The sequence below is a fragment of the Vibrio chagasii genome (assembly GCF_024347355.1).
Taxonomy (GTDB): domain Bacteria; phylum Pseudomonadota; class Gammaproteobacteria; order Enterobacterales; family Vibrionaceae; genus Vibrio; species Vibrio chagasii.
On the sequence record NZ_AP025465.1, the window covers coordinates 19,003 to 33,229 of the forward strand.

12 protein-coding genes, 3 tRNA genes and 1 rRNA gene are annotated in these 14,227 nt (G+C 46.0%); 11 read left to right on the forward strand and 5 right to left on the reverse strand.

What is annotated here, in order from left to right; translation table 11 throughout:
* Position 1: 1 nt before the first annotated feature.
* Positions 2-922, reverse strand: a complete 921-nt coding sequence (gene glyQ, locus OCV52_RS00070; RefSeq protein WP_008223226.1) for a glycine--tRNA ligase subunit alpha — start codon at positions 920-922, stop codon at positions 2-4.
* A 420-nt stretch (positions 923-1,342) separates the two neighbouring features.
* On the opposite strand from glyQ, the gene OCV52_RS00075 reads away from it, so the two are divergent.
* Both OCV52_RS00075 and OCV52_RS00080 read left to right on the forward strand, forming a co-directional pair.
* A complete protein-coding gene (locus tag OCV52_RS00075) occupies positions 1,343-1,900 on the forward strand; it encodes a TMEM165/GDT1 family protein (protein WP_004739245.1) in 558 nt (185 codons plus the stop codon).
* Positions 1,901-2,047: 147 nt separating this feature from the next.
* Positions 2,048-2,302 carry a hypothetical protein gene (locus OCV52_RS00080; RefSeq protein ID WP_198778639.1) on the forward strand — a complete coding sequence of 85 codons (255 nt, stop codon included), beginning with the start codon at positions 2,048-2,050 and terminating at the stop codon, positions 2,300-2,302.
* An 83-nt stretch (positions 2,303-2,385) separates the two neighbouring features.
* Here the strand turns inward: OCV52_RS00080 and tusA are convergent, their stop codons facing one another.
* Complete coding sequence (gene tusA / locus OCV52_RS00085) at positions 2,386-2,637, reverse strand: sulfurtransferase TusA (RefSeq protein WP_004739242.1); 252 nt, start codon at positions 2,635-2,637, stop codon at positions 2,386-2,388.
* A 149-nt stretch (positions 2,638-2,786) separates the two neighbouring features.
* Between tusA and OCV52_RS00090 the strand changes: the two genes are divergently transcribed.
* Both OCV52_RS00090 and OCV52_RS00095 read left to right on the forward strand, forming a co-directional pair.
* On the forward strand, positions 2,787-2,972 hold the full coding sequence (locus OCV52_RS00090; RefSeq protein WP_004739241.1) for a hypothetical protein: 186 nt from the start codon (positions 2,787-2,789) through the stop codon (positions 2,970-2,972).
* Positions 2,973-3,125: 153 nt separating this feature from the next.
* Positions 3,126-4,067: a LysR family transcriptional regulator gene (locus OCV52_RS00095; RefSeq protein WP_137407579.1), complete on the forward strand. Its 942-nt coding sequence runs from the start codon at positions 3,126-3,128 to the stop codon at positions 4,065-4,067.
* Positions 4,068-4,154: 87 nt separating this feature from the next.
* On the opposite strand, the gene acuI is transcribed toward OCV52_RS00095, so the two are convergent.
* The 3 genes from acuI to fadB all read right to left on the reverse strand — a co-directional run bounded on the left by acuI (position 4,155) and on the right by fadB (position 8,739).
* Complete coding sequence (acuI, locus tag OCV52_RS00100) at positions 4,155-5,135, reverse strand: acrylyl-CoA reductase (NADPH) (RefSeq protein WP_137407580.1); 981 nt, start codon at positions 5,133-5,135, stop codon at positions 4,155-4,157.
* Positions 5,136-5,377: 242 nt separating this feature from the next.
* The gene (fadA, locus tag OCV52_RS00105) at positions 5,378-6,541 is read right to left on the reverse strand and encodes an acetyl-CoA C-acyltransferase FadA (protein WP_102425459.1); all 1,164 of its coding nucleotides are present in this window, start codon (positions 6,539-6,541) and stop codon (positions 5,378-5,380) included.
* Positions 6,542-6,567: 26 nt separating this feature from the next.
* Positions 6,568-8,739 (reverse strand): fatty acid oxidation complex subunit alpha FadB, encoded by a 2,172-nt coding sequence (fadB, locus tag OCV52_RS00110; protein WP_137407581.1) that lies wholly within the window; start codon positions 8,737-8,739, stop codon positions 6,568-6,570.
* Positions 8,740-8,966: 227 nt separating this feature from the next.
* Here fadB and OCV52_RS00115 point away from each other — a divergent pair, with 227 nt between their 5' ends.
* The 7 genes from OCV52_RS00115 to OCV52_RS00145 all read left to right on the forward strand — a co-directional run bounded on the left by OCV52_RS00115 (position 8,967) and on the right by OCV52_RS00145 (position 14,010).
* On the forward strand, positions 8,967-9,590 hold the full coding sequence (locus OCV52_RS00115; RefSeq protein ID WP_137407582.1) for a YigZ family protein: 624 nt from the start codon (positions 8,967-8,969) through the stop codon (positions 9,588-9,590).
* 34 nt (positions 9,591-9,624) lie between these two features.
* Complete coding sequence (locus OCV52_RS00120; RefSeq protein ID WP_008223210.1) at positions 9,625-11,082, forward strand: TrkH family potassium uptake protein; 1,458 nt, start codon at positions 9,625-9,627, stop codon at positions 11,080-11,082.
* Positions 11,083-11,092: 10 nt separating this feature from the next.
* On the forward strand, positions 11,093-11,620 hold the full coding sequence (gene hemG, locus OCV52_RS00125) for a menaquinone-dependent protoporphyrinogen IX dehydrogenase (protein WP_061033935.1): 528 nt from the start codon (positions 11,093-11,095) through the stop codon (positions 11,618-11,620).
* A 485-nt stretch (positions 11,621-12,105) separates the two neighbouring features.
* Positions 12,106-13,658: ribosomal RNA gene (locus OCV52_RS00130) — 16S ribosomal RNA — on the forward strand.
* Positions 13,659-13,747: 89 nt separating this feature from the next.
* Positions 13,748-13,823: transfer RNA gene (locus tag OCV52_RS00135), tRNA-Glu, on the forward strand.
* Between the two features lie 2 nt (positions 13,824-13,825).
* Positions 13,826-13,901 (forward strand) — tRNA-Lys (locus tag OCV52_RS00140).
* A 33-nt stretch (positions 13,902-13,934) separates the two neighbouring features.
* Positions 13,935-14,010: transfer RNA gene (locus OCV52_RS00145), tRNA-Val, on the forward strand.
* Positions 14,011-14,227: the final 217 nt, after the last annotated feature.

Sequence of the window (14,227 nt, forward strand, 5' to 3'; positions counted from 1 at the left end):
ATTACTTCTCCTCGTCCTTCTTGCACATTGGGAAGCCAAGTGCTTCACGTGATGCGTAGTATGCTTCAGCAACTGATTTAGTTAGGTTGCGAATACGAAGGATGTAACGTTGACGCTCTGTTACAGAGATAGCTTTGCGCGCATCAAGGATGTTGAATGCATGGCCTGCTTTTAGAATGCGCTCGTAAGCTGGAAGCGGAAGTGGCTTCTCAAGCTCAAGCAGCTCTTTACACTCTTTTTCACACTGGTCGAAGAAACCGAATAGGAAATCTACGTCTGCGTGTTCGAAGTTGTACGTTGATTGCTCAACTTCGTTTTGGTGGAAGATGTCACCGTAAGTTACGTTAGAGCCGTCTGGTGCAACGTTCCATACTAGGTCGTAAACTGAATCTACTTCCTGGATGTACATTGCTAGACGCTCGATACCGTAAGTGATCTCGCCTGTTACAGGCTTACACTCAAGGCCGCCAACCTGTTGGAAGTAAGTGAACTGAGTTACTTCCATGCCGTTTAGCCATACTTCCCAACCAAGACCCCATGCACCTAGTGTTGGGTTTTCCCAGTTATCTTCAACGAAGCGAATGTCGTGAACAAGTGGGTCAACACCAAGAACCTCTAGTGAGCCTAGGTACAACTCTTGGATATTGTCTGGCGATGGTTTCAGCGCTACTTGGAATTGGTAGTAGTGCTGCAGACGGTTAGGGTTTTCACCGTAACGGCCATCGGTCGGACGACGAGAAGGTTGAACGTAAGCTGTAGACATTGGCTCTGGGCCAAGTGCTCGTAGACATGTCATTGGGTGAGAGGTGCCTGCACCTACTTCCATATCTAGAGGTTGAACAATGGTACAACCGTTTTGAGCCCAGTAATCCTGCAGCGCGAGGATCATTCCCTGGAAGGTTTTGATATCGTATTTTTGCATAGTCAGGTTCGCGCGATTCTTTTAAATGAATGAGAAAAATAACCTCTGAGTATACCGAGATATTCGTAAAGCGAGTAGGGGTAATCTTGTTTAATTAGTGGTCTAAAATGTCGTTTAATGGATTTTTTTGCCTTTAATGTTTGTTTTTCGGTGCAAGTAGATATTTTGATAAGTTTGACACTTGTTTTTGTCTACGTGGGTGATTAGAATCTCGCGGTCTTTGGGGAGTAGCTTACTTGTTCATATCCTAGTGAATGAGTTCGTTCGTCAACATAATTGATGCAAAATCATCATGGCGTTCGAGGCAACCACCACCTTGGTGGCGCTTAGCAAGACCTTAGACAAGCATCGTGAACCGGGATGGGGCGCGAGGTTTGTCTTTGGTTAAATATAATAATCTCCATCCCAAATGAGCATGTCGTGAGCGTTTTAGCAATTTCAATTACAACTGTCGCCTTAGCCGAGATCGGTGATAAGACCCAGTTGCTATCCCTTTTATTAGCCAGTCGATATCGCAAGCCGATACCTATCATTGCGGCTATCTTCTTTGCCACCATAGCCAATCATGCCCTTGCAGCATGGCTCGGTGTGGTCGTCGCCGATTACTTATCGCCAGAAGTTTTAAAATGGGTGCTGGTGGTCAGCTTTATTGCAATGGCGGGCTGGATTCTGATTCCCGATAAGCTCGATGATGACGAACAAATTTCAAACCGTGGTCCTTTTGTCGCCAGCTTCATTGCGTTTTTTATCGCTGAAATTGGTGATAAGACTCAGATTGCGACTTCTATTCTAGGGGCACAATACGCCGATGCTTTGGCGTGGGTGATTCTGGGTACAACCATAGGCATGTTGCTGGCGAACGTACCTGTGGTGATCATTGGTAAGCTGTCGGCAGATAAGATGCCACTTGATCTGATTCGTAAGATCACAGCCCTGTTATTTGTTGGTTTGGCTATCGCTGCTGCGTTTTACTCATGAGTGTTTTGAGTCTTATTATACTCAACCAGTGGAGTAATGTATTGTAGGTCATACTCTTACAGAATTGTGGGGTTTATCGAGCGAATGGACATATAACTGTCATACTTGTCATGATATTTTAATCTTGTGAGTTAAGAACACGAGGGCATGATTATGTTGACGCGTTATATGGGTATTACTCCACAAAGCCAAAGCTATCTATTTACCTTTGGTCTTGCACTTACACTATTAGGCATGGTGCTGACGGACATGTGGCTACCAATGGTCGCCGGCGCTATGATCATGACTGGACTTGCAGTTGAGGCTTGGATTCGAGTCGCGCATATTATTCCGATGCGTAAAGACATCCGAGCGTTACAACAACAGCTTGTTTATCTGCAAACCAAGTCTAGAGATGAATAAACAAAAAGCCGCTGGTACTCTGAGTTCTGCTTGAGAACATAAGGTACCAGCGGCTTTTTTGATGTTTGATTCTCGGTGGGGCGTTACGCCTCCAATCCCTTTTTGATCAAATACTGGTATGGCAGCGTTTCTGTCTCTTGGCCTACCAACTGGTGATCCATGAATCGACAAAAGCTCGGGATATCTCGAGTGGTCGACGGATCGTCAGCTTTTACCAGTAACACATCGCCATCCTGCATGTTTCTAATTGTCTTCCTGACCATCATTACTGGCTCTGGGCAACGCAGGCCTTCAGCTTCTAAAGTATGGGTTGCCAGTTCAGGTTTGAATGTCATGGTTTGTATCTCTATATCTATCTAACGTGTGAATAATACGTCTGCAGAAAAAATATGCAATAAGTGCTTGGCAAACAGAATCATTTCCTATAACTTAGTTAACAAGTTGATAACAACTTGAAACAAAGGCAACTAGCTAAGGAGTGGCGATGTTGACAGGATTAGATAGATTAACAATTTATTCGGTTCTCTGTTTTATTTCTTTTTGTGCGTTAGTTTTACGCTCATCAACAGAGACCTCACTGATGCCTATTTTTGGCATAGTAGCAACGATTATTGGTATTTGGGTTGAGATGCGCCGTTGGCAGGGTGTAGCCGAAGAGCAAGAGCACTAACCTAAGTACAGCAAACAAATTCCGATACGACATTCCGACACTATCCCCAAATTTTCTTGGGCTTCCCCGCGTAATTGCGGGATTTTTTTTATCTAAAGCATGCTATAAACAAGTTAGTGAACAATGATCATTGTATTCAGCTAGGTAAGTGGCGTGGAATTAGAAGACATCTATCGTAGAGACCTTAATTTATTGGTCGCTTTAAAGGTATTGATTGAAGAGGGCAGCGTTAGTCAGGCCGCGCTTCGTCTTAACTTGAGTCAGTCGGCAACCAGCCGAGTGCTCGGGCGCTTAAGAGACCTGCTCAACGATCCTCTGTTTACTCGTCAGGGCCAACATCTTATTCCGACCAAAAAAGCGCTCGAGATCAGTCAGCGAATTGATCAGCCTTTAGAATCATTCCGCCAACTACTTAGCCCTAGTGATTTCGACCCTTACTATTGCAGCGAACGCTTTCTAATTGCGACCACTGATTACGCGATGCAAACCATCTTGCCTTATGCATTGCCGAAGATTTATGAGCAAGCACCAAATATCTCTTTGGAATTTGCCCCGCTGCAGCATGAGCATTTGTTTAAGCAGCTTAGTACCGAGCGCGTCGATATGGCGATTTGCCGACCAAGTGGCAGTGTTGCGCCACTTCATCAAGAGGTCCTTGGCCCTGTCGGGGTGTCGTGCTTACTCTCTAAAAATCACCCTTTGGCAGACAGTTCATTGAGCCTTGAGGATTATGTCTCTTTACCTCATGCGATGATTGCGATCAGTGATGGTGTAAAGGCGTTATTGGACAACGCTTTAGCCAATCAACAACCTCGAAAAATGGTACTGCGTGCTTATCACCTTGAAGCGGCATTGGCGATTGTCGATAGAATGCCGTTAGTGATTACGGTACCGGCTGATTTGGCATACTTGGTTGCAGAGCGTTATGACTTAGTCGTTAAGCCGCTGCCATTCGAGTTTATGCCGTTTGATTACTCGTTGATTTGGCATTCACGCTGTGACTCTTCTGCCTCACAACAATGGTTGAGAAGCGTGGTCAAAGAAGAGTGTGGTGAGTTAATTCAAAAGCGGATTGCTGATGTCGGTTTAGGCTAGACTTAAGAGTTGGTAGCAAGTAGCAAAAAGGGCTGATCATGATCAGCCCTTTTGTTTTTTACATGTCGCACTTTAGAGTCCGAGCGATTACAGCTTGATAACGACACGGCCTGTGATTTGACCGTTAGTGATGTCTTCTGCCGCTTGAATCGCGTCATCTAGAGATACTTCTTTTGTCGCGCTGCCGTAGAAAGACTCAGGTAGCAATTCAGCCAGTTGTTCCCACGCTTTAATGCGTTTTTCACGAGGGCACATAACAGAATCAACACCTTGTAGGCGAACGTTACGTAGAATGAATGGCATTACCGTCGTTGGTAAGTCAAAGCCACCCGCTAGGCCACAGATTGCAACCGCGCCGTTGTAATCAATTTGTGCCAATACTTTCGCAAGTACTTTGCTGCCTACGGTGTCGATAGCACCAGCCCACAGTTGTTTCTCAAGTGGTTTCGCTGGCTCTTCTAGTTCAGCACGCTCAACAATGCGAGTTGCACCGAGCGATTTTAGTAGCTCACCATTTTCTGAAGCTCGACCTGTTACTGCTGCTACTTTGTAACCTAGCTGGTTTAGTAGAGTGATAGACACGCTACCTACACCGCCACTTGCGCCAGTAACTAGGATTTCACCGTCTTCAGGTTTGATACCTGCATCAACAATTGCTTGAACACAAAGCATTGCTGTTAAGCCTGCTGTACCAATCGCCATTACTTTCTTAGCGTCTAGACCTTTAGGCATAGGCACTAACCAGTCACCGTTTAGGCTTGCTTTCTCAGCCATGCCACCCCAGTGACCTTCACCAACACCCCAACCAGTTAGAACCACTTCGTCGCCTGCTTTGTAGCGAGGGTCATCAGATTGTGAAACCACACCAGAAAGGTCGATACCAGGAACCATAGGGAAGTTGCGAACAATGCGCCCTTTACCTGTAATCGCCAAACCATCTTTGTAGTTCAAAGAAGAGTAGCTTACATCGATCTTCACGTTACCTTCAGGTAGTTGAGACTCTTCAATTTGAGAAACTGATGCGATAGTTTTTTTGTCTTCTTGGTTTAGTACAAGTGCTTTAAACATGATCTGCTCCATGGGAGAAATATTAGGAAACTGAAGTAACTTTAGTTGAATCGTTGGAGAAAAAAAAATGAAACATCAACATTGAATCTATGCGTTTTATGCATAGATATTGTTGGCTACTTTCCTCCTGATTGAGTTTGCTGAACGAACCTATCGTTTGTCTGATAGTTGGAAATAAAAAGTGCAGCTATATAAAGATAGCTGCACTTAAGATTATCCGACAAAATTACCGTCGATGAGTGCTATGGGCGTTCAAATACCGTTGCAATACCTTGGCCTAAACCAATACACATGGTTGCTAATCCGTATTTCACGTCTTGCGCTTCCATTAGGTTGATTAGCGTTGTAGAGATGCGAGAGCCTGAACAGCCTAGAGGGTGACCTAGGGCAATGGCACCGCCATTTAGGTTCACTTTTTCGTCAACCACATCCAGTAGACCTAGGTCTTTAGCACAAGGTAGAGATTGCGCCGCGAACGCTTCATTCAGCTCAATCACACCCATGTCTTCAATTGTTAAACCTGCACGCTTCAGCGCTTTTTGAGTTGCAGGTACTGGGCCGTAACCCATGATTGAAGGATCGCAGCCTGCGATAGCCATAGACTTAACGCGAGCACGAATCTTAAGACCCAGTGCATTAGCTTTTTCTTCACTCATTATAAGCATTGCCGATGCACCATCAGATAGAGCTGATGAAGTACCTGCAGTTACTGTACCGTTCGCTGGGTCGAACACTGGGCGCAGTTGAGATAGACCTTCAACCGTCGTTTCTGGACGAATAACTTCATCGTGATCCAGTGTAAACAGCGAACCGTCAGCAGCGTGACCTTCTGTTGGTAGAATTTCGTTTTTGAAACGACCTTCAACCGTTGCCGCATGTGCACGGGCGTGTGAACGTGCAGCGAATGCATCTTGGTCTTCACGGCTAATACCGTGCAGTTTGCCAAGCATTTCAGCGGTTAGGCCCATCATGCCTGCAGCTTTTGCTACGTTCTTTGACATGCCAGGGTGGAAATCAACACCGTGTGTCATTGGTACGTGACCCATGTGTTCCACACCACCGATTAGGCAAATTTCCGCATCACCAACCATGATTGAGCGAGTCGCATCATGCAGAGCTTGCATAGATGAACCACACAAACGGTTAACCGTGACAGCACCAATCTCAATTGGCAAACCAGCCAGTAGAGCTGCGTTACGTGCAACGTTGAAGCCTTGCTCTAGTGTTTGCTGTACACAGCCCCAGTAGATATCTTCGATCTCTGAAGGGTTAACTTCTGGATTACGCTCTAAAATACCCTTCATTAAATGTGCAGACAGATCTTCAGCGCGAGTGTGACGGTAAGCTCCACCTTTGGAACGTCCCATTGGGGTGCGAAGGCAATCAACAACAACTACATTATTCATTTTGCTATTCCTTTTCCAAATGTGGGTTACAGAGAACTTGCTTGTTGAGCGTCGTAAAAGCTTTCGCCTTTCTCTGCCATATCAAGTAATAGTTGAGGAACTTGGTACATTGCACCTAAGTCTTGGTAGCTCTTCGCCATTTCTACGAAGTTACCAATACCCACACTGTCTAAGTAACGGAATACGCCGCCTCGGAATGGAGGGAAGCCTAAACCGTAAACCAGTGCCATATCCGCTTCTTGCGGTGTTGCGATGATGCCTTCTTCTAAACAAAGCACGACTTCGTTGATCATTGGAATCATCACACGTTGGATAATTGTTTGGTCATCAAAATCTTGTGGTGCTTGGCATACGTCAGCCAAGATAGGAAGAATGTCTTCAGAGAATGTCTTCTTCGGGCGACCACGCTTGTCTACGCTGTATGTGTAGAAACCGCTACCGTTTTTCTGACCGTATTTTTCAGCAACGTAAAGTGCATCAATCGCATCACGACCTTCTTTGCCCATACGCTCTGGGAAACCTTGCGCCATCACAGCTTGTGCGTGGTGTGCAGTGTCTAGACCTACAACGTCTAGTAAGTAAGCTGGACCCATTGGCCAACCGAACTTGCGCTCCATGACTTTATCGATCTTAGTGAAATCAGCACCGTCACGTAGCAACATGCTGAAACCGCCAAAGTAAGGGAAAAGTACACGGTTAACGAAGAAGCCTGGGCAATCATTTACAACGATAGGGGATTTGCCCATCTTCGCTGCGTAAGCCACAACGCGATTAATCGTCTCTTCTGAAGTGTGCTCGCCACGGATGATCTCAACCAAAGGCATGCGGTGCACTGGGTTAAAGAAGTGCATACCACAGAAGTTTTCTGGGCGTTTCAGAGATGTCGCTAGCAGGTTGATAGGAATCGTAGAAGTATTTGAGGTCAGTACAGTGTCTTCACCGACTAGGCCTTCCACTTCGCTCAGTACCGCGGCTTTTACTTTTGGATTCTCCACCACGGCTTCTACGACAACGTCTGATTGCTCAACACCAGCGTAATGCAAGCTTGGAGTAATCGAAGACAGGATGCCTGCCATCTTGAAGCCATCTAGGCGACCGCGAGATAGGCGCTTATTCAATAGCTTAGACGCTTCGTTCATACCAAGGTCAAGCGATGCTTGTGCGATGTCTTTCATCATCACTGGCACGCCTTTCAGCGCAGATTGGTAAGCAATGCCGCCACCCATGATGCCTGCACCTAGTACAGCAGCACGTTGAGTGTCTTTGGTTGCTGACTTACCTGCTTTTTTAGCAAGACCTTTGATGTATTGGTCATTTAGGAACAGACCAACCAGCGCTTTGGCTTCTTCAGATTTCGCTAGCTTGATGAAGTGTTTACGTTCGATATCGAGTGCAGCATCACGATCGCTTCGTGCCGCTTCTTCAATAGCAATGACTGAAGTAATCGGAGCTGGGTAGTGAGGGCCAGCTTTTTGAGCAACGAGGCCTTTCGCCATGGTAAAGCTCATCATCGCTTCGAGTTTGCTTAGCGATAATGCTGATGTTTTCTGTTTGCGGCGTAATTGCCAGTCTAGTTTTTCATTAGCAGCCAGAGAAACGGTATTGATTGCCGACTCTAGCAGTTGGTCTGTTTCTACAATCGCGTCTAACAAGCCAATTTTTAGTGCTTCATCAGCTCGGCATGCTTTGCCTTGAGTGATGATTTCCATTGCACTGTCAGCACCAATAACGCGAGGCAGGCGCACACAACCACCAAAGCCAGGCATGATGCCAAGTTTGGTTTCAGGTAAGCCAATGCTGGTGGTCTTGTCACCGATACGGAAGTCAGTTGCCAATACACATTCACAACCGCCGCCTAGGGCATGGCCGCGCATCATTGAAAGAGTTGGAACAGGAAGGTCTTCTAGCTTGCTGAAGATGGAGTTTGCAAATCTTAACCATTCATCAAGTTCTGATTCTGGCTTAGCAAATAGACCAAGAAATTCAGTGATGTCTGCGCCTACAATGAACGCGTCTTTGTTTGAAGTTAAGATTAAACCACGTAGTCCTGCGTGAGCTTTAAGAGCGTCTAACGCTTTGTCTAGTGATTCTAAAGTAGCAAGGTCGAGTTTGTTTACAGAGGCTGGAGCACAGAAGCTTAATTCTGCAATGCCATCTTGTAATTCCTTTACCTGTAGGGTGTTAGCTTGGTAAATCATTGTCTATCTCCATGACATACAATCCACGATTGTTTGAGAGAATCTTGTTGTCTTTCTATTATTGTAGAATACCTGGTAAGACCAGTTAACTTAGTCTGTACCTCTGTAAGATGAATTTCAATACATTTTTTAAACAATTGTTTAACATTGTGCGATAGCACAGATCCTCTAACCCTTATTATTCACGCGTGATACACTTCGCCGCTCTTATTAATTAAGTTAACGATATGAATGAACAGCCTTATTTAATACCGTCAGCTCCGGCTCGGTTTGAAGAAGAGATCAAGAAGAGCATCTTTATTACTCACCTTGCGCATACTCCAAGTGTAGAAGCCGCGAAGCAGTTCGTAGAGCAGGTAAAAAAAGAGCACGCTTCAGCGAGGCATAATTGTTGGGGCTTTGTTGCTGGTCGACCTGAAGACTCAATGCTTTGGGGCTTTAGTGATGATGGAGAACCCTCCGGTACCGCGGGTAAGCCTATCTTGGCGCAATTGTCTGGATCTGGTGTGGGTGAATTAACGGCTGTCGTCACGCGTTACTCTGGCGGAATTAAGCTTGGAACCGGTGGTTTGGTTAAAGCTTATGGTGGCGGAGTGCAACAAGCTCTCAAGCTGCTTCAAACTATCGAGAAAAAAATAACCACAAAATTACGGCTAGAGTTAGACTATGGCTTTGTGCCAATCGCACAATCCATCATGGCTCAGCATCAGGTTGTTGAGATCCAAGCGGATTATGGTGTGCAAGTTGAGCTTATTATTGAGATAGAGCTCCTTCAGGTAGATGCGTTTACCCAAACCATGATCAATAAAAGCGGTGCCAAGGCACTGGTAACGAAAGTAAAAGACAACTAGGAAGTGTGAAGCATTTCGCTTCGTTCAATAGCTCATGCAATTTCGCTCAATTATTCGAATCGTCGGATTATTATTAGCACTTTTTAGTGTATCAATGCTCGCACCTGCGTTAGTCGCTCTGATCTATCGAGATGGTGCGGGTGTGCCATTTGTAACGACTTTCTTTGTTCTGTTATTTTGTGGTGCGACGTGTTGGTTTCCAAACCGACGTTATAAGCATGAGTTAAAAGCGCGCGATGGCTTTTTGATTGTGGTTCTGTTTTGGACTGTAATCGGTAGTGCGGGTGCGTTGCCGTTTTTGATCGCTGATAACCCCAATGTTTCGGTAACCGATGCCTTCTTCGAATCCTTTTCTGCACTGACCACTACCGGTGCGACGGTGATTGTCGGCCTTGATGATTTACCTAAGGCGATCTTGTTTTATCGCCAGTTCCTGCAATGGTTCGGTGGTATGGGTATCATCGTATTGGCGGTAGCCATTCTTCCTGTTCTGGGTATCGGTGGTATGCAGCTGTACCGAGCTGAGATTCCAGGCCCGGTAAAAGACAGCAAAATGACTCCGCGTATCGCTGAAACGGCAAAAGCGCTGTGGTACATCTATCTCAGCCTAACCATTGCTTGTGCGGTGGCGTTTTGGCTAGCCGGTATGAGCTTCTTTGATGCAATCAGTCATAGCTTCTCTACTATTGCTATTGGTGGCTTCTCCACTCACGATGCAAGCATGGGCTATTTCAACAGCCCGGCTATTAACATGATTACCGTGGTGTTCCTGCTTATATCTGCGTGTAATTACTCTCTTCACTTTGCTGCATTTGCTTCAGGTGGTGTGCATCCTAAGTACTATTGGAAAGATCCTGAGTTCCGTGCCTTTATCTTTATTCAGGCAGTACTGTTCTTGGTTTGTTTCTTATTACTGCTCAATCATCACTCTTATGACTCGTACTACGATGCTTTCGATCAAGCCTTGTTCCAAACCGTGTCTATCTCTACGACCGCTGGTTTTACAACGACTGGTTTCTCAGAGTGGCCATTGTTCTTACCCGTACTGCTTTTGTTCTCTTCTTTTATAGGGGGATGTGCAGGTTCTACGGGTGGTGGTATGAAAGTGATTCGAATCTTACTACTTACTCTGCAAGGTGCTCGTGAAATGAAGCGTCTTGTTCACCCTCGGGCTGTCTATACCATCAAGGTTGGCGGTTCTGCACTACCACAACGTGTCGTAGATGCGGTCTGGGGCTTCTTCTCTGCATACGCATTAGTGTTTGTGGTTTGTATGCTGGCTCTTATTGCAACTGGTATGGACGAGTTGAGTGCTTTCTCTGCGGTAGCGGCGACATTAAATAACCTTGGCCCGGGCCTTGGTGAAGTCGCGGTGCACTTTGGCGATGTGAACGACAAAGCAAAATGGGTACTTATCGTATCTATGCTGTTTGGCCGATTAGAAATCTTCACCTTATTAATCTTATTGACCCCTACGTTTTGGCGTAGCTAAGGACAACATTGTGGCAAAAGCTCTATTTTTGTATTCAAGCCGTGAAGGGCAGACCAAGAAAATCTTGAACTATATAAAAGAAGAAATGAGTGAGTTCGAATGTGAGCTTCAAGATCTGCACACTATTGGCAAGGTGGACTTTGCTCAGTACGACAGAGTGTTGATTGGCGCATCGATTCGTTATGGCCACCTTAATAAGAAGCTATATCAATTTATTGATGCCAACCTTACTCAGTTGCAATCAAGCAAGGTTGCGTTCTTCTGCGTGAACTTAACGGCGCGTAAAGAAGACCAAGGCAAAGATACACCAGAAGGCAGTGCGTATATTAAGAAGTTCCTTATCAAGTCTCCATGGCAGCCGACTTTAATCGGTGTATTTGCAGGTGCCCTCTATTACCCACGTTATAACTGGTTCGATAGAACCATGATCCGCTTTATTATGAATATGACAGGTGGTGAAACGGATACAACGAAGGAAGTTGAGTACACAAACTGGGAAAAAGTCTCTTTGTTCACTGAAAAACTGAAGAATATGTAAGATAAAAGCCTACTTTTGAGGCGTTTTGAGTTCTTTTTAATCGAACGAATAAAAAAACGAAAAAAACTTAAAAAAGGGCTTGCCAGTGTGATCGAAATCTCTATAATGCCACCTCGCTGACACGGGATGGCTTCTTAGGAAACCAGAACGAATCAGCAAGCCAAATTAGCCAAGCCAAGCGCTTGAAAAAAGTTTTGAAAATAGTGGTTGACACTAAAACTTAAATCGCTAAAATGGCCGTCCGATTTGAGCGAGGCTCAAAAAGGAAAAGCTCTTTAAAAATTTAAACCTATCAATCTGTGTGGGCACTCGTTGATGAATATCAAAAAATGAAACTTCGGTTTCAACTTGATTTCAATGAACTGAGTGACCAATCGATATTTTATTATCGGCACAGTCAATTCATTATCATTCTGTTGGAATGGTAATAGCTTTAAAATTACACAGTAGTTTTGAAGTCAGTATTCGTTGAGTCACAAAATCTTAAATTGAAGAGTTTGATCATGGCTCAGATTGAACGCTGGCGGCAGGCCTAACACATGCAAGTCGAGCGGAAACGACTTAACTGAACCTTCGGGGAACGTTAAGGGCGTCGAGCGGCGGACGGGTGAGTAATGCCTAGGAAATTGCCTTGATGTGGGGGATAACCATTGGAAACGATGGCTAATACCGCATGATGCCTACGGGCCAAAGAGGGGGACCTTCGGGCCTCTCGCGTCAAGATATGCCTAGGTGGGATTAGCTAGTTGGTGAGGTAATGGCTCACCAAGGCGACGATCCCTAGCTGGTCTGAGAGGATGATCAGCCACACTGGAACTGAGACACGGTCCAGACTCCTACGGGAGGCAGCAGTGGGGAATATTGCACAATGGGCGAAAGCCTGATGCAGCCATGCCGCGTGTATGAAGAAGGCCTTCGGGTTGTAAAGTACTTTCAGTTGTGAGGAAGGGGGTGTCGTTAATAGCGGCATTTCTTGACGTTAGCAACAGAAGAAGCACCGGCTAACTCCGTGCCAGCAGCCGCGGTAATACGGAGGGTGCGAGCGTTAATCGGAATTACTGGGCGTAAAGCGCATGCAGGTGGTTCATTAAGTCAGATGTGAAAGCCCGGGGCTCAACCTCGGAACTGCATTTGAAACTGGTGAACTAGAGTACTGTAGAGGGGGGTAGAATTTCAGGTGTAGCGGTGAAATGCGTAGAGATCTGAAGGAATACCAGTGGCGAAGGCGGCCCCCTGGACAGATACTGACACTCAGATGCGAAAGCGTGGGGAGCAAACAGGATTAGATACCCTGGTAGTCCACGCCGTAAACGATGTCTACTTGGAGGTTGTGGCCTTGAGCCGTGGCTTTCGGAGCTAACGCGTTAAGTAGACCGCCTGGGGAGTACGGTCGCAAGATTAAAACTCAAATGAATTGACGGGGGCCCGCACAAGCGGTGGAGCATGTGGTTTAATTCGATGCAACGCGAAGAACCTTACCTACTCTTGACATCCAGAGAAGCCAGCGGAGACGCAGGTGTGCCTTCGGGAGCTCTGAGACAGGTGCTGCATGGCTGTCGTCAGCTCGTGTTGTGAAATGTTGGGTTAAGTCCCGCAACGAGCGCAACCCTTATCCTTGTTTGCCAGCGAGTAATGTCGGGAACTCCAGGGAGACTGCCGGTGATAAACCGGAGGAAGGTGGGGACGACGTCAAGTCATCATGGCCCTTACGAGTAGGGCTACACACGTGCTACAATGGCGCATACAGAGGGCAGCGAACTTGCGAGAGTGAGCGAATCCCAAAAAGTGCGTCGTAGTCCGGATTGGAGTCTGCAACTCGACTCCATGAAGTCGGAATCGCTAGTAATCGTAGATCAGAATGCTACGGTGAATACGTTCCCGGGCCTTGTACACACCGCCCGTCACACCATGGGAGTGGGCTGCAAAAGAAGTGGGTAGTTTAACCTTCGGGAGGACGCTCACCACTTTGTGGTTCATGACTGGGGTGAAGTCGTAACAAGGTAGCCCTAGGGGAACCTGGGGCTGGATCACCTCCTTATACGAAGATATTCACGATAAGTGTCCACACAGATTGATTAGGTTTAGAAAGTAAAAGAGACGAAGAACTCCCAAGTTCTTCAATCCAGTGTCCCGTTCGTCTAGAGGCCTAGGACACCGCCCTTTCACGGCGGTAACAGGGGTTCGACTCCCCTACGGGATACCATTGGGTCGTTAGCTCAGTTGGTAGAGCAGTTGACTTTTAATCAATTGGTCGCAGGTTCGAATCCTGCACGACCCACCATTCTTTCTCCACGAAGGAATTAAAACTTTTAGTGGGCGATTAGCTCAGTTGGGAGAGCACCTGCCTTACAAGCAGGGGGTCACTGGTTCGAGCCCGGTATCGCCCACCATTCTCTAAATATTCTTGGAAGTTAAAACTCCAAACCACTTCTTATGTCGTTGGTTGGTTTTTTCGACTGTGAGAGTCTTTAGAAAATGAATTCTTCGGAATACATGCTCTTTAACAATTTGGAAAGCTGACTGATTAACTCTAAGAGTTAATCAAATTAAAAGTTCTCAATGTTTATCTTTTGGATAAACACAACACAAACACATTCAAGTGTCTTG